This is a genomic window from Streptomyces sp. NPDC090442 (genome assembly GCF_044769405.1).
Lineage (GTDB): Bacteria > Actinomycetota > Actinomycetes > Streptomycetales > Streptomycetaceae > Streptomyces.
The window spans coordinates 43,649-66,236 of sequence record NZ_JBIVXW010000054.1 but is presented as its reverse complement, the minus strand read 5'-3'; the positions used below and the strand labels follow the sequence as shown (position 1 = coordinate 66,236).

Here is a 22,588-nt window from a genome sequence, read left to right as displayed (position 1 = left end):
CCTGCAATACCGCCCCGACACCCTCAACGGCTTCATCGCCGGGACCAGACTCTCCCTCGACCCACCACCATCACCTTGAAACGCCGAAGTCAGTAACCCCAGTGATCCCGCGCTGCCCCTTCCGGGACAATGATCTTGCAGCGGCGCGCCAGACCGAGCGTCCCTGCATCGAACGACCAGGAACGGGGACAGGGGACATGGCAGACCACGTCGCGTACGAGGCGGAGCCGCAAGCGGAGGCGTTGGCGCCGCGGGCCGGGGCGGAGCGCTGGCGGCCGACGGTGCTCGACCGCCTGCTGGCACCGTGGCGTGGACTGTCTCTGCTCGGCTTGGGCCTGCTCTCCGCGCTGATGTCCTGGCTGCTGCTGATTTCGATGTGCCTGCTGTTCATCTGGCTCGGCTTCGCGCTGGTGCCTGGGGCGGCCCGCGCCCTGCACACCCTGGCGAACCGTCAGCTCGAACTGGGCCGTCGCTGGTACGGCATGCCCCCGACCGCACCGGGCGGCTCCGACGCCAACCGGCCCACCTCGCGCTCCACCCCACTGCTCGTGCGCCGGGTCCTGTCCGTGCTCCGGAGCCCGGCCACCTGGTGCGACCTGGGCTGGGCCCAACTCGCCGTAACGTTCGTCGGGTTCCTCGCGCTGCTTCCCTTCACCCTGCTCGTCCACGGCGCGTTCGGCGTCGCCCTGCCGTACCTCTGGGATTCCGTGGCCCCCGCCTTCGACGGCAGCTGGTTCGTGTTCGTCCCGTTGAACAGTCACACCACGCACATCGCAGCCGGTGTGGGCGTGGCGGAGATCCTCCTCGGCCTGTGGGCGGGGCCGTACATCCTGCGTGCGCAGGCCCGCCTCTCGCAGACCCTGCTGTGCCCGTCCGGCACCCGCCGGTGACCCGTGACCGGGGACGGACTCACAATCCTTCGGTCGTGGATTCGTCCTGTCAGAGGTCGTAAGCGATCTCGTGCTTGGGTTGGTACAGGCCGATGGTGCCCGCGCCCGGCACGGCGAGGGTGGTGACCGAGCCCCAGCCCCGTTCGGTGATGTCCGTGGTGAACTCGACGCCCTTGGCCGTCAGGTCCGCGACCGTGGCGGCGAGGTCGTCGCACATGAGGAACAGTTCGACGACGCCGGCGGCGTGCGGGTCGGTCGGGTGCACGGCCAGTTCGCTCGGTGGAGCCTTGAAGATGAGCCAGCCGTCTCCGGCGTCGACGTGTGGGAGCCCCAGCACATCGCGGAAGAACGCGCGTGCCGCTTCGGCGTCGCTCGCGTAGATGATCGTGTGCGCACCGTTGATCACTGGCTCAAGCCCTTTCTCATAAAAGCGCCCCACCGAGTGCAGAGCGCCACGGCGATTCTCTCTCGCGCCCCTACGCAAACCACGGATTTGGACGTCGGCCTAACGGAAGGCAGACGGGGCAGCAGCGGGCCAAGTATCTGGTCGGGAAGCACACGCCACGTGGTCGAGCTGACGAGCCCTCACGCTGACGGCAACTCCCGTGCAGAGCCACCTTGCACCTGTCACGCGGATCTTCGACACTCCCCGCAGCAGTGTCCGTAGACGGAGGGGGTCTCGTGGGCGAGTCACGGTTTGTGAGGTTCCAGGGAACAACGCGAAGCCCAAGAGGACACTTCCCGGGTGTCTTCGCCCTGGCCAACGGCCTGGCGCGAGAAGGAAAGCTCAACGATGCGCAGTACCAATTCCTGCGCGCTGGCAACGACTGGTACGACGCGAACTTCACCAATCCGTCCGACGTGGACCCCACCGTGTACGACCCCGACGTGCACCCAGGCGCCGTGGCATGGTTCAAGACCACCGCCGTTCACCTCGTCGACCGGGTGACCGGATATCTGGAAATTCTGGCCGCGCATGGCGTGGCGTGTGAACGAGTCGAGTCGTCGAACCCCGGAAAGATCATCTATGAGGACGGTGAACAGGTCGTGGTCGTGCCCTGGTAGACCTCAAGAGGAAGGAGCGGTACGGGAACGGGCACGCTTGGTCATTCCGAAATGTTGAGCAGATCCGCCGAGATTCCCCACATACGGTCAGGTGCGCCGGCATGTCTTGTGGTTGGCGTGACGAGGTGCAAGGTCATAGGCGCGTTCCATGTCGCCGAGCACCGCGACGCCGCCGTCGGCCGTGGTCGAAACCACTGCAGTCCTCGGTCATGGGCGAGGTGATGGCGGGTGGTCGGTTCTCCCGCCCCGTGCGCCGGGGCAATGCGGTCGAACGCGACCGGAGCAACCCCAACGTTCATGCCCTGCTGCGGCACTTCGAACGGGTCGGCTTCTCGCTGGCTCCGCGCTTCCTCGGTACGACCGACGACGGGACGCGCGACCTCCTCGGTTTCATCGAGGGTCAGGCCGCGCACTACCCCCTCACGGAACAACATCGGTCCGAGGCGACGCTGATCAGCGTCGCGCGGGCCGTCCGCGCGATGCACGACGCCACCCAAGGATTCCTTGCCGAATCCCCTCAGGCATGGCAGCACCGGGTGGTCGCGGGCCCGGTGCGCACCGACTGCATCGGCCACCACGACCTTGCCCCGTGGAACATGACCTTCGAAGGGACCGCGGTAACCGGCGTCATCGACCGGGACGCCGCCGGCCCCTCCAACCGGGCCTGGGACCTCTGCTACGCGGCCCACCGTTTTGTGCCGCTGTCCGCACCGCGCCTGACCCAGGCATTCGGTTGGGAGACGCCTCCCGACCGCGCCGCCCGACTCCGGCTGCTCACCGATACCTACGGCTACGGAATCGCCCCGGCCGAACTCCTCGACCTGGCCGTGGTGCGCCTGTCCGCCATCGCCGCCAACATCAAGCAGCAAATCCGGGCCCACAACCCCGCCTTCGACGTCCATCGCGACGAGCGGCACGCCGACGGCTACCGCGAGGACGTCCGGTTCATCTTGGCCAACCGCGACGCCCTCCTCGGTTCGGGCTGACGCCTCCGTCGCTGACTCGCCCGGCGGCCGCGGGGATTACGGCGTGCCGGAGCAGCATGGTCGTGGTCCGCCGATGGCTTCGCGCTGCCGGCGGCCGCCTACGGTGGCAGTGGTCGGTTACTCGCCGTTCGAGTCTGCACTGGCCGTCCTGCCCGTGGGCGTCGTCATCATCAGCTCGCAGATCGCCGGACGCCTGATGTCGCCGGCGGCCTACAAGCCCCTGATGGCCGCCAGCCTGCTTCTCATTGGAACGGGCGTCACCCTGTGGGCGGGTACGCCGGAGAACGGCCGGCCGCCACGCTGGAGGGGCTGCCACTCCACCAGCACGGAGTCGCTGGTGCGGTCAATGTGACCGCGCAGCAGATCGGCAACAGCGTTGGTCTGGCGATCTTGGTTGCTGTTTCGGCTGGCGTCAGCGGCGGCGCCACCACTCCAGCCGAAAGGCTGGCAGGATTTCACGCGGCATATTGGGTGGCGGGTGGCATCGGGCTCCTGGGTGGGCTGACCGTTCTGCTCACCAGGTTTCCCAAGGTGGACGCCGTGCCATCTGCTTCCGAGGCGAGGCTGTGACAGTGCGCGGCGGGCGTACCTGAACATGTCTGGCGGCCGTGTCCCTGCCCTCCCTCGGTGAGGGCGGGGACACGGGGCGTACCGCGCTTCAACTGCGTTGTCCCGGCGAAGCTGTACGGGTTCCGCGTAGGTTCCGGCTCATGGGACAGGTTTGTTGACGCCAAGTGGGCACACTCTCCTGCAACCAGCCGCAACCAGGGGCGAGTTGTCAGTCCTGTTGGCGGGGAACGCATTTCGGGGCGTTGGGGCTCCGTGTTCAGGGCGGGGCAAGGACGCAGAACTCGTGGCCCTCCGGGTCGGCCAGGCATGTCCACGGGACGTCGCCCTGTCCGAGGTCGAGGTCGGTGGCGCCAAGGGCTCGCAGCCGAGCCACCTCCGCTGCCTTGCTGTCATTGGGGTACGGCAGCAAGTCGAGATGGACGCGGTCCGGCACGGTCTTCACGCCGGGCGTGCGGAGGAACTCAAGATACGGACCGACGCCCTTGGCGGAGCGCAACACCGCGCGACCAACTCCGCCTGATGGGCCGCAGAGGTGGTGGCGAGATCGATGTGCACGCGGTTCTTCGTCGTTGTCTTGGGTTCCGGGACGGGAACGACGTCGACGCAGACGGCAACCGGGTCCGGCCAAACGGGGCCGCCGGCGGGTCCGACGTAGGTGGTCACGCCGGGGCTGTAGGCACTCCAACCGAGCGCCTCCGCCCAGAACCGGCCGACCGCCGGGGCGTCAAGAGCCTTGATGTTCACCTGAACAGGTCGCAGTGCCATGCCGGCGATCCTCTGCATCCGCTCTACCGCAACATCCACGCTGTCACCAAACAGGGGTCAACTTGGGTGAGAGGGAGAAAGCTCCGTGGGGAAGGGGAGACTCACCGCTTCTGGTGCCGTCCATGGTGATCAGCCAGTTTCCGCCTTCGACGGACGGCGGTGCGTCGTCCTGGCCAGACATGGTGTTGGTCGGGGCTGCGAAGGCACGTTGATCAGAGGGAACTCGCCGGTGGGCACGTAGGTGGGCCGAATTCCCAGGCGACGTAGGCGAATCCGCGGTTCACTGCCGGGCTATGCCTTTCGTTGAGATGATCCGTAGTCATGACCAGGTTCTTCGTGCTGTTGTTCGCGTTGTCCCTGCCGTTCTGGATAGCCGGATCCGTTTTCCGGGGACCCGGCTTGCTGCCCATGGACATGCCGGTGAGCGCGTTTCAGTTCGTCCTGCCGCTCGTGGTGGCAATGGTGTGCAGTCGCCGGGACGAAGGGGTGCGTGGGGTGGCGACGCTGCTGAGGAGGTTGTTCTCCGTCCCTCGTCGCGGGCAGCGGGCCTGGTGGGTTCCCGTCGTCTTGCTGGTGCCTGCCACGATGCTGTTGTCGTACGGGCTGATAGCGCTGGCCGGTGTGCCGCTCGACGGGCCGCGTGAGTCGCTCGCGACGGTACCTGTGCTCTTCGCCGTGTACGCCGTTGCTGCGGCCTGTGAGGAGACGGGGTGGATGGGTTATGTCCTCCGTCCCCTGCAACGTCGGTGGGGAGTTCTCGGGGGCGCTGTGGTTCTGGGGGTGGTGTGGGCGGTGTGGCATGTCGTGGGATATGTGCAAGGAGGCCGCGCGGCATGGTGGATTGTGGGCCAGTGCCTGAGCACGGTGGCGCTCCGGGTTCTCATGGTCTGGCTGTTCCACCGCACTGGCCAAGCCGTGCTCCCGGCAGTTGTCATTCATGCTCTGATCAACGTCGCCGAGTCGGTGTTTCCGGGCTACCCCCAACGCCCCGTCGCTGCCCTTGCGTTCGGCCTCGTCACCGCCGCCGCAGCCACGATGGTGACCTTGGTGTGGGGTGCGCGGACGTCGCCGGGTTCCTACGGCAAAGCCCACCTGCGGCGTCGCCGACCACGCTGACGATGAGGGCGACGGCGAACGCGATACCCGTTCCCGGCCGATACCGGTGACGACATCGAACGTCACGATCAAGGGGAACGTCGCCACTGCCGTGGTCACCAGGCCCGCCCAGAAGCCGGTCACCGTCTACCTCCGAAGAGAGCAGGGCACATGGAAGATGTGCGCCCCGCTGAGAGGCGCCGTGGCGCCGTCGATCGCGAAATGCGGGCCCTCGCCGCAGGGCGGGAGTTGGGTGTTGGCGCCGTGTACGGCGGCACCGCCGGCGCCTCCGATGATGCCGTTGATGATGACGTCCGCGGCGAACTCGCCGCCACTGACGTCCGTTCCAAAGTTCGGCGGGAGGCCGCTCGGTGCAGCCCCGCAGGTCCGCTTCAACACGCGTCCATGGAGGGCTCGTTGCGTGACTGCCTGTCTTCGCTCTTCGGGTTCGGCTTCCTCGCCGTCTGCCTGATCGTCGCAGGAGTTGGCCACTCCGGGGGCCCTCTGCAGGGCCTCCTTCTCGCCATGGCTGCGGTCAGCCCAGTGGTGGGACTACTGACCGTCATGCGCCGACGCACGGTCTACCTGCGAGGACTGGCATCAGCATCACGGTCCTGATGCCAGGAATGTAGGAGGAAGAGGCCCTGTGATCCGACTGTCTGGCGGACGTTCGCCCGACAGTTGACCGGCACAATTGGTAGCCAGCTGTGGGGAGAAGGTTGCCCGCAGGCGTGACATGGGGGCTTGGTTCATCGAGCGCTCTGCACAGGATCGGTGAACTTCCGCACCTTTGTCAGCAGGTGCTCCAAGGTCGGAACGCCGCAGACTTTGGACTTGTGGGTCCAATTTTGTCGGCGCACAGTGGTCTCCGCCTCGGTTGTCCGGGGCCCCGAACGGTCGCAACAGGGCAGGTAGTTCGGCCGTGCGGATTCGTAGTGGAGAACCAAACGACGGAGTGGACCATGTCATCGCGTCTTGAGGGCAAGACCGCCCTGGTGACCGGAGCAACCAGCAACATCGGACGGGCCATCGCGGAGGCGTTCGCTGCCGAGGGGGCGCACGTCGTCGTCTCGGGTCGCAGTGCGGGGCGCGGCAAGGAGGTCGTTGACGGCATCCGTGCCCGTGGCGGGCGCGCCGACTTCGTGCAGGCGTCCCTGGACGGCAGCGCGGCAGCCTCGCAGTCTCTGGCGCGGGAGGCGACGGGAGTCCTCGGCGGCCGCATCGACGTCCTGGTCAACAACGCGGGCATCTACCCGGGCGACGCCACGGCAGCCACCGATGAGAAGACCTTCGACGAGGTCTACGCGGTCAACGTGAAGGCCCCGTTCTTCCTCACCGCGGCCCTGGCTTCCGCCATGGCGGAAGCCGGCGGTGGGGCGATCATCAACCTGGGCTCCTGGATCGCGCGCCTGGGCATTCCGGTCGGCGCCCTGTACAGCTCGACCAAGGGAGCCATGGAAACCCTGACCCGGGCCTGGGCCGCGGAGTTCGGGCCGCAGGGCGTGCGCGTGAACGCGATCTCCCCAGGCGTCGTGCTCACCCCCGCCCCCGGTGAGACCCACCCCGGCGAGGCCATGATGAAGGGCACCCCCGCGGGCCGGATGGGAACGCCCGACGCCATCGCGAACGCCGCCGTGTACCTCGCCAGCGAGGAGTCGGCCTTCGTGCACGGCATCGTGCTGGACGTCGACGGCGGCCGCACCACGGCTGCCGTCATCGCCGCCTGACATGTGGCGCTGCCCCGGGCGTGGCGAGCTCGTCCGGGGCTGGCGCGTGACGGTGCAGGGACAGGTCACGGCACCGCGATGGCCATGCGGCGCAGATCCGCGATTCCTTGGTCGAGAGCGGCGCGCAGGTGGGTGGCCTGTCCCGTAGACAGCAGGATCGACACGCCCCCCTGAATCGCGGCCAGAAGGGCGGCGGCCCGGGTATCGACGTCGATTTCGGCGGGTAGCTGGCCTGTCTCCTGTAGCGACCGGATGCCTATCGCCAGACTCTGCTGCCAGCGGCGTAGCAGCTCGACGACGATTGCCCGTGCGCCGGGGGTTGAGCGTCCGATCTGAAAGAACAGCGATCCGAGCGGGCATTCGTCCCCTTGGGTCTCGTAGCGCTTGATCACTACGTCCCGCCACCGTTCCCAGGCTTCCCAGGAGTCCAGGCGGCCCAGATACGGCTGTTGGTCCTCCAGAACCTGGTCCGCCTCGAACTGGGCGACCGCGAGCAGCAGTGCGTCCTTGCCGGCTGGGAAGTAGTGGAACAGCTGACTCTTGCTGGTGCTCGTCCGCGCCATGATGTCTTCCAGCGTCACCGCAGTGACCCCCTTCTCCCGCAGCACCGCCGCTGCCCCCTCGACGATCCGACTCCGCGTCGCCTTCCCCTTCGCCGTGAGTTCCCCGCGCATGATCCGTCTCCTCAAAGTGGACTGATGAGTCCGCTGTAGTCTCCACGAGATCCCCGGTGGATCACTTCTCCAGGCGCGATCGAAGCCTTCTGGCGGCGCCAGGCATTTTCTCTCGCGGATCGGCCTTCCTGCCTTGCTTGTTGCCGCTGTGCGTCAGATTGTCCGTCACCGACATGCAGCGGGATCACGTCCGCTGGCGAGGGATTTGTGGGGCCGCAAGGCCAAGCACCAGACCCGCGTACAGGCGCGGATCGTGCAGTCTGGCCTCCCGCGGGAGGCCCAGCGCTCGTATCGCCATCGAGGCGGGGTGCACGTGGACACGTTGCGCAAGTGGCGGGGCGGGCTCGCTGGCTTGGGCCTTGGACGCCCGAGGGTCCCATTTGCCGGTGTACGTGCTGACCGACGAGCCTGAGGTCTTGGGCCTGGTCCGTACGCCTCCGCAGCGGTGCCGCCAGCGTTCAGCGCACCGTCGCTCGCTGGGCTGCTCGGCCTGCTCTGTGTGACGTGGGGAGCGCCCGGCTGGCTCCTGATGGGTGCCGTCTTCGTCGGCTCCGGTGTGGCCATGCCGTACGTGGTCCAGTGGGCCGGCCGCAGCCGGGAGATGGCGGGTGGTGCCGGCTGAACTGCCGTCGGAAGGGGTTGACTCCAGGGCTTGGAGGCCAGGGCCAGGGCGTGTGTTGCTCAGGGTGAGTCCTTGCGCGCCGTGAGGCGCCCCTGAGTGTTCCGGGTCGGTGCGGAGCAAGAGAAAGGGCCGGGCAGCTCCCCCGAGGTTGCCCGGCCCTTGGTGCTCAGGTGTGTGCCGCCGGTGAGGTGCTGAACCGGGGGCGGTACCCGAGCAGATAGAGGGCCAGCGCGATCAGTTGGAGGACTGCGCCGACGAGGGGGAGGGTGAAGACGCCGAAGCCGGTGAGGAGGGCGCCGCCGACGGCTCCGCCTACTGCCGTGCCCAGGTAGATCGCGCTGCTGTAGAGGGCCATCGCCTCGTTTCCGGAGTCGCCCGCGAGGGTCAGCAGGCGGAGTTGGGTGGGGGGATAGGCACCCCAGGAGGTGATGGCCCAGGCGGCGCCGAGGGCGCAGAACAGCACGGCGGGGGTGTGTCCCCAGGCGATCGCGCCCGCGAAGGCGAACAGGACCAGCGAGCAGCCGGCGAACGCCTTGGTCATGGTGGGGCGTGGCCCGGCGGAGTCGGTGAACTTGCCGCCGATGAGCGGGCCGACGAGTCCGGCGATGCCGGCGACGGCGATGATGACGGCCAGCACGCCCGAGGTGGCGCCGGCCGCCTCCCGTGCTGCCGGGGCGATGTAGGTGTAGAACATCAGGCCGCCGCTGGTGGCGACCGCGGTGCCCAAGAGGCCGGCGACGAGGGGGAGTCGGGCGAGGCTGCCCAGTCGTTGTCCGGCGGAGGTGTCCGTGGTGGCGGCGGGGACGGAGGGGAGGAGGACCAGGGCGGCGGCGAGGACGAGGAGGGAGACGCCGCCCACGAAGGTGAAGGTGGCTCGCCAGCCGTAGGCGCCGCCGATCCAGGTGCCGACGGGTACTCCGGCGATGAGGGAGGCGGTGAGTCCGGCGGAGACGGCCGCCAGGGCTCGGCCCTTGCGTTCGGGTTGGGCCAGGGTGCCCGCGGCGGCCAGGGCGGCGGGTGTGGCGGTGCCGGCCGCCAGCGCCGCCAGGACGCGCCAGATCAGCAGCGGGCCGTAGGAAGAGGCCGTGGCGCAGAGGAAGTTGGCGAGGGCGAAGACCGCCAGGCCGGTGGTGATGAGGGTTTTTCTGGGGAGTTTGCCGGTCGCGATGCCGAGGATGGGGGCGGAGACGGCGTAGACGATGGAGAAGACGCTGACCAGTTGGCCGGCGACCGCCTCGCTGACCGCGAGCCCCTTGGCGGTTTCGGGGAGGATGCCGGCGACGACGTAGTCGCCGGTGCCGAAGACGAAGGTGCTGGCGAGCAGGACGATCAGCCAGGGGGGCATGGCGCCGGTCTTGGGCTGTGGTGCGGTGTTGCTCATTCCCACGGCAACTTTCCGTAGACGAGCTCGGTGTCGATGGCGACGGCGGCGGTGGCGCCTTCGGCTGCGGCGACGGCGACCTGGGGGGTGGCGATGGGGATCTCCGGGCGGCGGGCCATGTCTCCGACGGCGTAGACGCCGCGGACGGAGGTGCGGGCGAAGTTGTCGACGCGTACGGAGTCGTCGTCGAGGATCTCGCAGCCCAGGAGGCGGGGGAGGTCGCTGCGTTGTGCGGTGGGTGGTTTGAGGAAGAGGGCGCCGCGGTCCAGGGGTGGGCCGGAGGTGAAGGCGATGCGTTGGAGTTCGCTGCCCTTGCCTTCCAGGCGGGCGATGGGTTCGGGGCGGACCTTGACGTTGAGGGAGGCGAGCAACCTGGCCTGGTCGTCGGGGAGTTCGTCCTGGCCGTTGAGGCAGAGGACGACGTCGGGGCTCCAGCGCGTCAGGTGTGCGGCGAAGTAGGCGTCCTGGGGGCGCATGGCGAGGACGGCGAAGGGGCGGTCGCGTACCTCCCAGCCGTGGCAGTACGGGCAGTGCACGGCGGTGCGGCCCCAGAGGGGGCCCAGGCCCTCGATGTTGGGCAGGGCGTCGACGACTCCGGTGGCCAGGACCAGGCGTCGGGCGCTCTCGGCGGTGCCGTCGGAGAGGCGGACGGTGTAGCCGCCTTCTTGGCTGATTGCCGCGACGGCCTCGGTGCGGCGGACTTCGACGGTCGGGTACGCCGCGAGTTCCCGGAGGCCCATGGCGCGTAAGTCCTCCGGTGGGGTGCCCTCGCGGCTGAGGAAGTTGTGCACCTCGTGCGCCGGTTCGTTCCGTCCCGGGCCGCCGTCCAGCAGGAGCACGGAGCGTCGGGAGCGGCCCAGGGTGAGGGCGGTCTGCAGCCCTCCCGGGCCGGCACCGATGACGGTGGCATCCAGCACAGCAACCTCCAGTGTGCGCAGGCGCGGGTCGGTCGACCGCGGGGTCGACGTACTTAGTCGCGACTAAACTTAGTGACGGCTAAGTAGAGTGCGCAAGGACGTTACCGTGGTCGCCGCGTCCGCGGGGGCGGGTGCCGGTCCGGGGGAGTGGTCAGCTCGCGGGTGCGTAGTCGCCCGTGATGAGTACCGCCAGCTCCCTGCGGGAGTGCACGCCCAACTTGTGGTAGGCGCGCTGGAGATGGGATTCGACGGTCCGCCGGGACAGGTGCAGTCGGGCGGCGACGGCCGCGGAGGAGAACCCCTCGCTGACCAGTCGGCCGATCTCCCATTCGCGTTGGGTGAGCCGCTGGAGGAGTTGCGCCGCTCGGCAGGCCCGCTCCTTGGCCGGTAGTTCCGCGTCGGGCGTCGCCTGGTCGAGGGTGTGTGCGGTTTCCTCGATGTCGGCCGCGAGCCGGTGGAAGCCCAGTCGGTTCAACTCGACGGCGCAGGAGGAGCGTTGCTCCGAGTCCGGGTCGGCCAGGGAGGCCGCCGTGCAGGACCAGGCCCTGATGACCGGGCCCTGGGCGAGCCGGGAGATCTCGGCCAGCGGCGCGGCCACCTGGGAGGCCACTCCCATCCGGGCGAGTTCGAGCAGTGCGGTGGCGCTCAGCAGCAGGGCGCCGGCGGCCCGGTTGAACGCGGCGGTGCGCCACAGGCGTTCCTGTGCCGCCTGGTGTTCGCCCTCGACGGCGGAGAGCCAGGCCCGGGCGATCTCCACGCTGGCGACGGGTGATGTCGGCCAGGACGCCTCGGGGCGCGCCAACGTCCGCGCGGCGCCCTCCGCGTCGCCCGCGCCGAGCTGGGCGCGGGCCAGCCGTCCCAGGCAGCCGGCGACGATCTCCGGGCAGAAGGCCGTGCCCAGCCGGCGGGGCAGCTCGAAGGCTTCGAGCAGGGAGTGGACCGCGTTCTCGTGGTCGCCGAGGACGAGGCTCAGATGGCCTTCGGTGTGGGCCCACACGGCCCGGCTGAGGTCGGCGCCGTCGTCGGCCGCCCGCGCGTAGCCGGTCCGCGCCAGCTCGACGGCGCGCTCCCGGTCGCCGGCGTAGCACAGTGCCAGTGCGAGCGAGGAGGTGTCGAGGCCGATGCGGTAGCGGTCGAAGTCCGCGTCGCGGCGTGGGGTTCGCTCGTCGAGGGCGAGGGCGTCGAGTGGGCGTCCCGCGGCGCAGAGCGCGGCGATGCGGGCTCCGACGAGGGTCTCGCCCTGTTGGCGTTCGTCCTCGCCGTGCTGCTTCATCAGGTGCAGCGCGAGGCTCACGTCGCCGGTTTCGAGGTGGGAGAGGGCGCGCAGTGCCACCGCCGATTCGCCGAGTGGGCTGGTGGGGCCGGCGTGCTGGGTGAGGTCGACGAGGGCGTTCTCCGCGCGGGCGGAGGCGCTGATGGCGAGTGAGGCGTCGGTGAGGGGCGCCGGGGTCGGTGGCTGGGGTGCGGGAGCCTCGACGTCGCCCTGGTCAGCCTGTTGGAGGCGCAGGGCGTAGTCCTTGGCGCGTTGGGGGTCTCCGGACCAGAAGGCGGCGGCGGTGGCGAGGTGGAGGAGTTCGCTCGACGCGTCGGCGGCGTCGACGCCCGCCTCGTGGGCCAGGTCGAGGGCGAGGTGGTGGCGGCCGCTGCGGGCGGCTGCCGCGGCCGCGCCGACGAGCATGTCGAGCGGGCGTTTGCCGCCGGCCTCCTGTTGCCATCGGGCGGCCCGGAGCAGGTCGGGCTCGGCGAGCAGCCCGGTGGAGGTGGCCGCGTCGGCGAGCCGGCCGTACGCCTCCCTGGCGGCCACCAGCGGCAGGTCGTGCCGGAGCAGCATCCCCATGACGGGGTCGTGCAGGGTGACCACGGGTTCCTCGGAGCCGCTGATCCGTAGCAGGCCGGCGGCCTCGGCGTGCGCGATGTCCTCGGTGTCCACCAGGGCCTGGAGCCAGGAGAGCATCAGGTGGTTGTCCGCCAGGGCGACGAGCTCGGCGGCCTGGCGGGCCCGGGGTGGACAGTGCGGCAGGCGCATCCTGGCCAGCTTCAACAGCCGCGTGGACAGGGGGAGTCGGGGCGTGGCGAGGTGCCACAGGCCGCCGTCGGCGCGGGTCAGGGCGTTCTCGTCGTGGGCGGAACGGAGGAGTTCGCGCAGCCAGAGGGGGAGGCCGCCGGAGAGCCGGTGGAGTTCCATGGCGAGTGCGCCGTCAACGGGGCCTTCCAGTAGGGCGTGTGCCATCTCCGCAGTGGCCCCCGCGGCCAGCGGATGCAGCTCCACCCAGTGTGCGCCGTAGTCCTTCCACAGCGGTGCGAGGAGTTCCTCTTGGTCGCAGGTGCTCGGCATGGTCAGCGCGATTCCGGTTTTTCCCTCCGCGGCGAGCAGGGTGAGCAGGGCGACGGACTCGGCATCGAGCAGATGCGCGTCGTCGACGGCCAGCACGAGATGGCGTCCGGTCAGGCCGCTGGTGCCGAAGTGGCGGCGCATCTTCTGGAGAATTACCGGTACGGAGTTCTCCTCGATGCCTGGCGGGAATTCCCGTAACAGTGGCCCGAAAGGTACTTGCGTGAGGGTCGAGGTGCCGCATATGTGCAGGGTGGGGTGTCCTTCGGAGGCGAGAAAGCGGAGGCTTTCCTCCAGGGCCCGCGACCTGCCGACTCCCGGCCTTCCGGTGATTACCGCCAGGGGCGTTGACCGCTTGCGGACCGCCTGGACTACTTGGTCTATTTCCTCGGAACGTCCTATTGCCCAACATCGTTCGCGCATGGCGCGTATCTACCCGACTCCCTGTTCGGGGTAACCCGCGCCGCCGGGCGTGACCGGGCTGCTATCCGCGCCCGGGCGGGTCTCTTCGGGGTTGGGCGGATTCGCCGGGCTTGGCCGCGTTGTGGGCGGTAGGTGTGGTGCGCCGCATTGCCGCCCACCGGCGGGGCCTGCGGTCCCGGCCCGTAAAACGCCTGCTTACTGAGGGAGTTCGGAAGTGTCACCGTAGGCGTCGGCGGTGATTGCGTAAGCGAGTACGTACCGATTACGGACGACGATCCGATCCGGTCCGACCTTAGGCTGCCGAGCAGGCGCCATAAGCAGGATCGATCCAGGAGATCCCATCCCCCCTCATCTCTCCTCGCCGTCGGAGGAATGCGTGACCGACACCGGACTGCTGCCGTCCTTACTCGCCGAACTGGCGCAGTTGGGCATCAAGTTGCGAGTCGTCGAAGACCGACAACTCGAAGTGAGCGCGCCCAAAGGCCGGATCTCCGCCGAACTGCGCACGCGGCTGGCGCGGCACAAGGCCGAGCTGATTGACGAACTGGTGCGCACGGCGGCCGCGGAGACGACTCCGGTGGAACTCCCCACCATCAGCCCCGATGCGGCCGGTGCCCGGGAACCCTTTCCGCTCTCGGACCTGCAGACCTCATTCCTGATGGGGAGCCAGGACGGAATCGAATATCCGGTACGGCCCCACCAGTACATGGAAGTGGAATTCAATTCACTCGACCCGGCCCGTTTCGAGGCGGCACTCAACCGCAGCCTGGCGCGACAGCGGGCCAATCTGGTGGTGCTCACCGAGGACGTACAGCTCCAAGCCGTACGGGACTTCGTCCCCGTCGAGATGCGGGTCCATGATCTGCGGGCCCGGTCCGGGCCGGAGGTCGACGAGGCGATCGCCGGTATCCGGGAGGCCATGCAGCGGCGGGAACTGCCGCTGGACCGCTGGCCGTGGTTCGAGGCGGAGATCAGTCTCCACCCGGGGGGCGGGGCGCGGTTCCACTACAACAACAACAACTTCTTCAGCGACGGGATCGGCAGCAACAAGTTCCTGGAGAGCGTGCTGCACCACTACCACCACCCGGATGAACCGCTGCCCGAGCTGGAGTTGAGCTTCCGGGACTGTGTCCGCGCGCTCGCGGAGCTGGAGGAGTCCCCGCTCGGTGAGGCGTCGCGCAAGTACTGGATGGACCGGATCGCCGACTGGCCCGATGCGCCGGCCGTTCCGCTGGCGGTCGGGGCCGACTCGCGCCGGCGCTCCCGGCTGAGCCGGCGGGAGACGGTGTTCCCCGCGGACCTGTGGCAGTCGCTCCAGCAACGGGCCGAACGCCGCGGCCTCACCCCGTCCAACGTGCTGTACGCGGCCTACGCGGAGGTCCTCGCCCACTGGGGCGGCTCCCGGCACTTCCTGCTGAACAACATGGTCACCCACCGCATGCCGCTGCACCCCCAAATCGGGGAAGTGGTGGGGAACTTCGCCTCGCTGTACCCCCTGGAGGTCGACTGGCGCGGGGACGGGCCGTTCGCGGACCGCGCCCGGCGACTCCAGGGCCAGGTGATGTCCGACATGGAGCACACGTACTGGAGCGGGGTGAAGGTGCTCCAGGGGCTCAACCAGGTCCGGGGCACCCCGGGGCGCGCGCCGTGTCCGTTCGTCGTCACCAGCGGGCTCTACATGGGACGCATGGACCGTCCCGTCTTCAGCACGCTGGAGACCCCGCAGGTGGTGCTCGACTGCCAGTTCTGGGAGCAGCACGACGGAAGCCTCTGGGTGGCCTGGGACCTGATCGAGTCGATGTTCCCCGACGGCCTGGTCACGGCGATGCACGCGGGATTCCGCGCCGTGCTGGAGGCGTTGGCGGGGGAGGACGCCGCCTGGGAGCGGTCGACGCTCGTCCGGCTGCCGGACGAGCAGCGGCAACGCCGGGAGGCGCTCAACCGCCCGGTCGGCGCCGTATCCGAACGGCTGCTGCACGACGCCCTGACCGAGCGGGCGGCGGACCGCGCCGACCGGCCGGCGGTGGTCACGGCGGACGCCACCCTGACCTACGCCGAACTGCACGCGGAGGCGGAACGGCTGGCCGGGCGGGTGCGGGCCGCGGGCGCGGAACCCAACACCCTGGTCGCCGTCGCCATGCCCAAGGGGCCCGGGCAGATCGTGGCCGCGGCCGGCATCGTGGCCTCCGGCGCGGCGTACGTTCCCCTCGACCCCGGTTGGCCGGACGACCGGCTGCGGCAGTTGCTGCAGGACGCCGGTGCCGCTGTGGTGCTCACGGTGCGCGCCGAACGCGACCGGTTGCAGGGCCTGACCGGGGCCCGGGTGCTGGCGGTCGACGAACCCGCTTCCGAGGACCAGGCCGCGCCACCGGCCGCCCCGCGGACGCCGGACGACCTGGCCTATGTGATCTACACGTCCGGTTCGACCGGGCGGCCCAAGGGCGCGATGCTCAACCACCGCGGCCCGCTGAACACCATCGGCGAGATCAACCGGCGGTTCGGCATCGGCCCCGACGACGTGCTGTTGGGCGTCTCCTCACTCTGCTTCGACCTGTCCGTCTACGACGTGTTCGGGGCCTTCGACGCGGGCGCGACCCTGGTCCTGCCCGACCCCGACAGGCCCCAGGACCCCGCCGCCTGGATCGAGCTGATCCGCGCGCACGGCATCACGGTGTGGAACTCCGTCCCCGCCCTGATGCAACTCCTCGCCGAGGAGGCCCAGTCGGCCGGCGTCCGCCTGCCGTCCCTGCGCACCGTCCTGCTCAGCGGCGACTGGATACCGGTCGACCTGCCGGAACGCATCCGGGACGTCACCCCCAACGCCACCGTCGTCAGCCTCGGCGGCGCGACCGAGGCGTCCATCTGGTCGATCTGCCACCCCATCGACCACGTCGACCCGCAGTGGCCGAGCATCCCGTACGGACGGCCGTTGGCCAACCAGACGTGGCACGTCCTGGACGCCAACGGGAACGACACACCGGACTGGGTCGCCGGGGACCTCTACATCGGTGGCGCGGGGCTGGCGTTGGGGTACTGGAACGCGCCCGAGAAGACCGCCGCCGCCTTCATCCCCCATCCCGTGACCGGGGAACGGCTGTACCGCACCGGTGACCGGGGCCGCTGGCTGCCCGGTGGGGACATCGAGTTCCTCGGCCGGGCCGACTTCCAGGTGAAGATCCAGGGCTTCCGCGTCGAACCGGGCGAGATCGAGCACGCCCTCGCCGCCCACCCCGACGTGCGGCGCGCCTCGGTCGTCGTCCGGGACTCGGCCTCGGGCAGGCAACTGGTCGCCTTCGCCGTCGCGTTGGACGACCGGCCCGCGCCCGGCGCCGAGGAGCTGCGCGCCTTCCTGGCCGAGCGACTGCCGTCCTATCTGCTGCCCGCCTCGGTGACCGTCCTCGACCGGCTGCCGCTCACCGCCAACGGGAAGGTCGACCAGCGCGCACTCGCGGCGCTGGGCTCCGCCGCCCCGGAGCGGCAGCGCCCCTACACCGCCCCGCGCACCCCGTTGGAGTCCGCCCTGGTGGACATCTGGCGGTCGGTGCTCGGCGCCGAGCGCGTGGGCGTGCACGACGACTTCTTCGCCCTGGGCGGGCAGTCGTTCGCCGCGCTCCGCGTCATCGCGAAGATCGCCCAGCGGTTCGGCCAACGGCTCCCGCTCAGCGTACTGCTCGGCGGCGGGACGGTCGCCGACCTGGCGGAGCGCCTGCGGGAGCCGTCCGACGACTGGACACCGCTGGTGACGCTGAAGGACGGGGGCGAGGGCGCCCCGGTCGTCTTCGTGCACCCCTCCGGCGGGCACGTGCTGTGCTACCGCCTGCTGGCCGACCGGCTCTCCCGACCGTCGTACGCCCTCCAGGCCCCGGACCCCGCACTGGGCGGACAACTCCCCGCGTCCGTCGAGGAGTTCGCGGCGCTCTACGTCCGGGCGCTGCTCGATGCCCGGCCGCACGGGCCGTACGTCCTGGCCGGTTGGTCGTCGGGGGCGGTCCTCGCCTTCGAGGTGGCCCGCCAGCTGGAGGCCCGGGGCGAGACGGTCGAGCACGTCGTCGTGATCGACTCGCCCGCCCCCACCCGCGAGCACCACCGCGCGATCGACGAGACGGCGCTCCTGCTGTGGTTCGTCGAGGACACCGGCATCGGCTTCGACCCCTCCGCGCTCGACGTGCAGGACGCCGCCCGACTGGCCCGTATGCCGGAGGCGGAGCGCCTGGATGCCGCGCTCGGCCTGGCCCGCGCCCAGGGCGTGGCGGTCGACGGCCTCGACGCCGCTCAACTCGCCGACGCCTACGCCGTGTTCCGCAGCGTCGTGCTGGCCTGCAACGCCTACGAACCGCCCGTCGTCGCCGCGGACCTCACCGTTCTGCGCGCCCGGGACGGCAGGGTGAGCGAGTTCGCCGACCACCCCCGTAGCCGGGACGTCGACTGGGGCTGGGCCGCGCACACCCGCGGCACCGTCCGCGCCACCACGCTGCCCGGCAGCCACCACAGCCTCCTCACGGAACCCCAGGTCGCGGCCGTGACCGAGGAGTTCGGCCGGCTGTCGGCCGGCGACCGTTCCGCCCGGTGACCCCACCCGTACACATCAGGCAGGAGAAGTACCCGATGATCCAGGACCTGCTGCTCGAACTGCGCCGGCGGGGCATCCGGTTGCGGCTGACCGACGGCCACCTCGACGTCGTCGCGCCGGCCGGGGCGCTGACCGCGGAGTTGCGCGAGGCGCTGACCCGGCACCGTGACGAGCTCATCGCCGACCTCGGCCGGCACGCGGACGACGAGGCCCTGCCGCAGATCACCCCGCGGCCGGCCGAGCGGAACCAACCGTTCCCGCTCACCGACATCCAGCACGCCTACTGGGTGGGGCGCAGTCCCGCCGTGGAACTCGGCGGGGTGTCCACCCACCTCTACCTCGAACTCGAAGGCGCCGGGCTCGACCTGGACCGCCTGGCCGGCAGCCTGCGCAAGGTCATCGACCGGCACGACATGCTCCGGGCCGTGATCGACCCGGACGGTCGGCAGCGCATCCTGCCCGAGGTCCCGCCGTACGAGATCGCCGCCCAGGACCTGCGCGGGATGACCGAGGAGCAGCGCACCGCGGCCATCGAAGGGACCCGGGCGGACCTGGCCGCGCAGGTGATCCCCGCCGACCAGTGGCCGTTGTTCGAGATCCGCGCCTCCCAACTGGCCGACGACCGGCTGAGGGTGCATTTCAGTCTCGACTTCCTGATCGTCGACGCCTGGAGCGTGAACCTGCTGTTCGCGGACTGGCGGCGCTTCTACGAGGAGCCCGACTGGTCGCCGGAGCCGTTGACGCTGTCCTATCGGGACTGCGTGCTGGCCGAGGAGGAGCGCCGGTCCAGCACGCGCTACAAGAAGGCCGAACAGTATTGGACCGAGCGGCTGGAGGGGCTGCCGTCGGCGCCGGCGCTTCCGTTGGCGGTCCAGCCGGCCCAGTTGGAGCGCCCCGACTTCACCCGGCGCACCGGTGTGGTGGAGAAGGGGCGTTGGGGGCGGTTGAAGGAGCGGGCGCGGCAGTACGGTGTGACGCCGTCGTCGGTCCTGATGTCGGCCTTCAGCGACGTGCTCCGGGTGTGGTCGCGGCAGCCGCACTTCACGCTCAATCTGACCCTGTTCGACCGGGCGCCGGTGCACGGGGAGATCGACCGGGTCGTCGGGGACTTCACCACGCTCAATCTGCTGGCCGTGCAGCCGGCGCCGGAGAGTTCCTTCGCCGAGCGCACCCAGCAGTTGACCCGCCAGTTGATGGAGGACCTGGAGCACCTGGAATTCAGCGGCATCCGTGCCCTGCGCGAGCGCGCCCGGATGGTGGGCAGCGGGCCGGCCGCGGCGATGCCGATCGTCTTCACCAGTGCGTTGGGCGTGGGGCGGGACGGAAGCCTGGCCGGGGCGCGGGACTTCATCGGCGACATCGTTCACGGCGTCAGCCAGACGCCCCAGGTCTGGTTGGACCACCAGGTGATGGAGGACCACGGCGATCTGGTCTTCCACTGGGACGCCGTCGAGGCGCTCTTCCCGGACCGGGTGCTCGACGACATGTTCGCGGTGTACCGCGGGCTCCTGGACCGCCTCATCGACGACGAGGCGTACTGGGGCGACGGCCGGGCCGGGGTGGAGCTGCCGGACTGGCAGCGGGCCGAGCGTCGCGCGGCCAACGCCACCGACCAGGACATCCCCGAACGGACCCTCTGCGGGCTGGTGTTGGAGCAGGCGGGCCGCACGCCGGACGCGGTGGCGGTGGTCGACGGGACGGGGGAGCACTCCTACCGGGACGTGACCGGGCGCGCGGTCCAACTGGCCCGCTGCCTGGCGGAGGACGGGCGCCCGCTGCGCAACACCCTGACCGCCGTGGTGCTGGACAAGGGGTGGGAGCAGGTGGCCGCGGTCCTGGGTGTCAACCTCGCCGGTGCCGCCTACCTGCCGATCGATCCGCAGTGGCCCACGGCCCGGCGGGACGACCTCCTCGACCAGGGCCGGGTGCACACCGTCGTCACCTCCGCGCGGCTGCGCGACGAGTTGACCTGGCCCGCCGGCACCCGCCTGGTGACCCTCGACGACCCGCAGGTCACGTCCGCGGCCATCGAGCCCCCGGGCTCCGGGCCGGCGCCCGAGGACCTGGCGTACGTGATCTTCACCTCCGGCTCCACCGGGCGGCCCAAGGGCGTCATGATCGACCACCGCGGCGCCGCCAACACCGTCCAGGACATCAACGACCGCTTCGGCGTCGGCCCGCAGGACAGCGTGCTCGGTCTCTCCGCGCTCAGCTTCGACCTGTCGGTGTACGACGTCTTCGGCCCCCTCGCGGCCGGCGGCCGGATCGTGCTGCCGACGCCGGGCCGGCAACGCGACCCCGCGCACTGGTCGGAGCTGATGGCCGCGCACCGGGTCACCGTGTGGAACTCCGTACCCGCCCTGATGCAGGCGTGGTTGGACGCCGCGGACGGCAGCGCCCCGGCCGACGGTGCGCAGCTTCGCCTGGCGCTGCTCAGCGGGGACTGGATCCCGGTGACGCTGCCCGACGCGCTGCGTGCCCGATGTCCGAAGACGGCGGTGATCAGCCTCGGCGGGGCGACCGAGGCGTCCATCTGGTCGGTGCACTACCCGATCGCCCAGGTGCCCCCGCACTGGTCGCGGATCCCGTACGGCAAGCCGCTGGCCAACCAGACCATGCAGGTCCTCGATGCCGGCCTGCGGCCGTGTCCGGTGTGGTCGACCGGGGAGATCTGCATCGGGGGGAAGGGCGTCGCGCTGGGGTACTGGGCCGACCCGGACAAGACGGCCGAGCGGTTCGTCACCCATCCCGTCAGCGGGGAGCGGCTGTACCGCACCGGTGACCTCGGGCGGTATCTCCCGGGCGGGGACATCGAGTTCCTCGGGCGCGAGGACCACCAGGTCAAGATCAACGGCTATCGGATCGAGCTGGGCGAGATCACCGCCGCGTTGGAGCGGCAGGCCGGGGTCGGTCAGGCGCTGGTCACGGTGGTGGACGGGCCGCGCGGCGGCCGCAAACAGCTCGTCGCGTACACCGTGCCGGACGGCGACGCCGCCGGCGGAGCGGGGGACGGGGAGGGCGCCGCCGAGGGTTGGCGGCGGCTCGTGGCGGCGGGGGAGGCGGAGTGCCGCGCCGCCGGCGGCGAACTCGCCGAGGAGCTGCGGTCGTTCACGCACATCTGGCAGGTCCTTGAGGAGCTGTGTCCGGACGTCATGGAGCGCACCCTGGCGCGGCTGGGCACGTTCACCTCGCCGGGGGAGGAGGCGAGCGCCGAGAACGTCGTCGCGGCGCGCGGCATCAAGGACCGCTACCTCGGGCTGGTCCGGCAGTGGCTCGCGCTCCTGGCGGGGGCCGGTCGGCTCAAGGACATGGGGGAGGGGCGCTACCGGTGCGCGGCGCGCTTCGACGCCGAGGCGGCGGACGCGCGGGTGCGCTCCGGGCTCGCCGGGCTCCAGGGCGGCGGCGCGTACCGGGCCTTCGTCGACTACGTCGCCAACTGCGCCGACCGGCAGGTCGAGTTGCTGCTCGGCCGGTCGAACCCGCTGGAACTGCTGCTTCCCGACGGCAGTGCCGAGGTCACCGACATGCTCTACGCCCTCAATCCGGTGTCGGCGTTGCAGAACCGGGTGGCCGGGCAGGTGGCCCGGCACTTCACGGACGGGTCGACCGCGGAGCCCGTGCGCTTCCTGGAGGTCGGTGCGGGGACGGGCGCCACCACGGCCGCCGTCCTGCCCCAGCTTCCCGCCGACGGGGTCCGCTACCGCTTCACCGACATCTCCACCTACTTCGTCCGCCGGGCCGAACGGCGCTTCAGCGCCTACCCGTTCGTCGACTACGGCGTCTGCGACATCGACGACTCCGGCCCGCAGGGCCTCGCCCCCGGCTCCGCCGACTGCGTCCTCGCCGCCAACGTCCTGCACGACGCCAAGGACCTGGACCGGACGCTGGAACGTCTGCGGGACGCCCTCGCCCCCGGTGGCCTGCTGCTCCTGGTGGAGGGCACCGAGAACTCGCCGATCCAGATGATCACCGTCGGCTTCATCGAGGGCTTCGCTCACCAGGGCCGCGAACTGCCGCTGCTCAGCGTGGAGGAGTGGCGGACCGCGCTGCGCTCGGCGGGGTTCGAGGACTTCGCCGCGCTCCCGGCGGACGGCCCGGTCACCGCCGCCATGGCGCAGCACGTGCTGCTTGCCCGGGCCACCGACCGACGGGCCGGCCCGGACCCGGCCCGACTGCGGTCCCGGATCGAGGCGGTGCTGCCCGAATACATGGTTCCGCACCACTACGTCACCCTCGACCGGTTGCCGCTGACCGCCAACGGCAAGGTCGACCTGCCCGCGCTGCCGCTGCCCTGGGAGGGGGAGAGCGCGCGCGAGCGCACCATGCCCCGCACGCCCACCGAGGAGACCATCCACGGCATCTGGTGCGAGGTGCTGGAACGGGACGACTTCGGTGTCGAGGACGACTTCTTCGACCTGGGCGGCGACTCGCTGCACGCCATCCGCATCCTCGAACGCCTGCGCCGGGAGTTCGGCCTCCAGGACGACGCGGAGCAGGGCCTTCAGCGCCTCTTCGGCGCGCCGACCATCGCCGAACTCGCCCAAGCCCTGGACGACGAGAAGGGGGCCTGA

General features: G+C 70.4%; 15 protein-coding genes and 1 pseudogene. 10 read left to right on the top strand and 6 right to left on the bottom strand.

What is annotated here, in order from left to right; all coding sequences use genetic code 11:
* The first annotated feature begins 197 nt into the window (after positions 1–197).
* Positions 198–890 (top strand): sensor domain-containing protein, encoded by a 693-nt coding sequence (locus ACIQU6_RS31115; protein ID WP_403485049.1) that lies wholly within the window; start codon positions 198–200, stop codon positions 888–890.
* Positions 891–939: 49 nt separating this feature from the next.
* Here the strand turns inward: ACIQU6_RS31115 and ACIQU6_RS31110 are convergent, their stop codons facing one another.
* Positions 940–1,296 (bottom strand): VOC family protein, encoded by a 357-nt coding sequence (locus ACIQU6_RS31110; RefSeq protein WP_403485048.1) that lies wholly within the window; start codon positions 1,294–1,296, stop codon positions 940–942.
* 275 nt (positions 1,297–1,571) lie between these two features.
* Between ACIQU6_RS31110 and ACIQU6_RS31105 the strand changes: the two genes are divergently transcribed.
* From ACIQU6_RS31105 to ACIQU6_RS31090, 4 genes are all read left to right on the top strand, one after another.
* A complete protein-coding gene (locus tag ACIQU6_RS31105; protein ID WP_403485047.1) occupies positions 1,572–1,955 on the top strand; it encodes a hypothetical protein in 384 nt (127 codons plus the stop codon).
* A gap of 209 nt (positions 1,956–2,164) precedes the next feature.
* A complete protein-coding gene (locus ACIQU6_RS31100; protein ID WP_403485046.1) occupies positions 2,165–2,941 on the top strand; it encodes a phosphotransferase in 777 nt (258 codons plus the stop codon).
* Between the two features lie 43 nt (positions 2,942–2,984).
* On the top strand, positions 2,985–3,293 hold the full coding sequence (locus tag ACIQU6_RS31095; protein ID WP_403485045.1) for a hypothetical protein: 309 nt from the start codon (positions 2,985–2,987) through the stop codon (positions 3,291–3,293).
* Entirely contained in the window at positions 3,290–3,511 is a 222-nt protein-coding gene (locus tag ACIQU6_RS31090) for a hypothetical protein (RefSeq protein ID WP_403485044.1), read from the top strand. The genes ACIQU6_RS31095 and ACIQU6_RS31090 overlap by 4 nt, the downstream gene beginning before the upstream one ends.
* A gap of 256 nt (positions 3,512–3,767) precedes the next feature.
* Here ACIQU6_RS31090 and ACIQU6_RS31085 read toward each other — a convergent pair.
* Positions 3,768–4,276 (bottom strand): annotated as a pseudogene (locus ACIQU6_RS31085) (VOC family protein).
* A 321-nt stretch (positions 4,277–4,597) separates the two neighbouring features.
* On the opposite strand from ACIQU6_RS31085, the gene ACIQU6_RS31080 reads away from it, so the two are divergent.
* Positions 4,598–5,392 (top strand): CPBP family intramembrane glutamic endopeptidase, encoded by a 795-nt coding sequence (locus ACIQU6_RS31080; protein WP_403485043.1) that lies wholly within the window; start codon positions 4,598–4,600, stop codon positions 5,390–5,392.
* Positions 5,393–6,333: 941 nt separating this feature from the next.
* A complete protein-coding gene (locus tag ACIQU6_RS31075) occupies positions 6,334–7,098 on the top strand; it encodes an SDR family NAD(P)-dependent oxidoreductase (RefSeq protein ID WP_403485042.1) in 765 nt (254 codons plus the stop codon).
* Between the two features lie 65 nt (positions 7,099–7,163).
* Here ACIQU6_RS31075 and ACIQU6_RS31070 read toward each other — a convergent pair whose 3' ends face one another.
* On the bottom strand, positions 7,164–7,772 hold the full coding sequence (locus tag ACIQU6_RS31070; protein ID WP_403485041.1) for a TetR/AcrR family transcriptional regulator: 609 nt from the start codon (positions 7,770–7,772) through the stop codon (positions 7,164–7,166).
* A 445-nt stretch (positions 7,773–8,217) separates the two neighbouring features.
* Between ACIQU6_RS31070 and ACIQU6_RS31065 the strand changes: the two genes are divergently transcribed.
* The gene (locus ACIQU6_RS31065) at positions 8,218–8,394 is read left to right on the top strand and encodes a hypothetical protein (protein WP_403485040.1); all 177 of its coding nucleotides are present in this window, start codon (positions 8,218–8,220) and stop codon (positions 8,392–8,394) included.
* A 166-nt stretch (positions 8,395–8,560) separates the two neighbouring features.
* On the opposite strand, the gene ACIQU6_RS31060 is transcribed toward ACIQU6_RS31065, so the two are convergent.
* The 3 genes from ACIQU6_RS31060 to ACIQU6_RS31050 all read right to left on the bottom strand — a co-directional run bounded on the left by ACIQU6_RS31060 (position 8,561) and on the right by ACIQU6_RS31050 (position 13,447).
* Positions 8,561–9,775 (bottom strand): MFS transporter, encoded by a 1,215-nt coding sequence (locus ACIQU6_RS31060; protein ID WP_403485039.1) that lies wholly within the window; start codon positions 9,773–9,775, stop codon positions 8,561–8,563.
* Positions 9,772–10,692, bottom strand: coding sequence for an NAD(P)/FAD-dependent oxidoreductase (locus ACIQU6_RS31055; RefSeq protein WP_403485038.1), 921 nt, complete (start codon positions 10,690–10,692; stop codon positions 9,772–9,774). The genes ACIQU6_RS31060 and ACIQU6_RS31055 overlap by 4 nt, the downstream gene beginning before the upstream one ends.
* A gap of 151 nt (positions 10,693–10,843) precedes the next feature.
* Positions 10,844–13,447: a LuxR C-terminal-related transcriptional regulator gene (locus tag ACIQU6_RS31050; RefSeq protein ID WP_403485037.1), complete on the bottom strand. Its 2,604-nt coding sequence runs from the start codon at positions 13,445–13,447 to the stop codon at positions 10,844–10,846.
* A 376-nt stretch (positions 13,448–13,823) separates the two neighbouring features.
* Here ACIQU6_RS31050 and ACIQU6_RS31045 point away from each other — a divergent pair, with 376 nt between their 5' ends.
* On the top strand, positions 13,824–18,017 hold the full coding sequence (locus ACIQU6_RS31045) for an amino acid adenylation domain-containing protein (protein WP_403485036.1): 4,194 nt from the start codon (positions 13,824–13,826) through the stop codon (positions 18,015–18,017).
* Entirely contained in the window at positions 18,014–22,588 is a 4,575-nt protein-coding gene (locus ACIQU6_RS31040) for an amino acid adenylation domain-containing protein (RefSeq protein WP_403485035.1), read from the top strand. The genes ACIQU6_RS31045 and ACIQU6_RS31040 overlap by 4 nt, the downstream gene beginning before the upstream one ends.

What these genes read in the sequence shown, in the direction of transcription:
- ACIQU6_RS31115 (WP_403485049.1), top strand. Translation starts at nt 198, where the DNA reads ATGGCAGACCACGTCGCGTACGAGGCGGAGCCGCAAGCGGAGGCGTTG.
- ACIQU6_RS31100 (WP_403485046.1), top strand. Translation starts at nt 2,165, where the DNA reads ATGGGCGAGGTGATGGCGGGTGGTCGGTTCTCCCGCCCCGTGCGCCGG.
- ACIQU6_RS31080 (WP_403485043.1), top strand. Translation starts at nt 4,598, where the DNA reads ATGACCAGGTTCTTCGTGCTGTTGTTCGCGTTGTCCCTGCCGTTCTGG.
- ACIQU6_RS31075 (WP_403485042.1), top strand. Translation starts at nt 6,334, where the DNA reads ATGTCATCGCGTCTTGAGGGCAAGACCGCCCTGGTGACCGGAGCAACC.
- ACIQU6_RS31070 (WP_403485041.1), bottom strand. Translation starts at nt 7,772, where the DNA reads ATGCGCGGGGAACTCACGGCGAAGGGGAAGGCGACGCGGAGTCGGATC.
- ACIQU6_RS31060 (WP_403485039.1), bottom strand. Translation starts at nt 9,775, where the DNA reads ATGAGCAACACCGCACCACAGCCCAAGACCGGCGCCATGCCCCCCTGG.
- ACIQU6_RS31050 (WP_403485037.1), bottom strand. Translation starts at nt 13,447, where the DNA reads ATGCGCGAACGATGTTGGGCAATAGGACGTTCCGAGGAAATAGACCAA.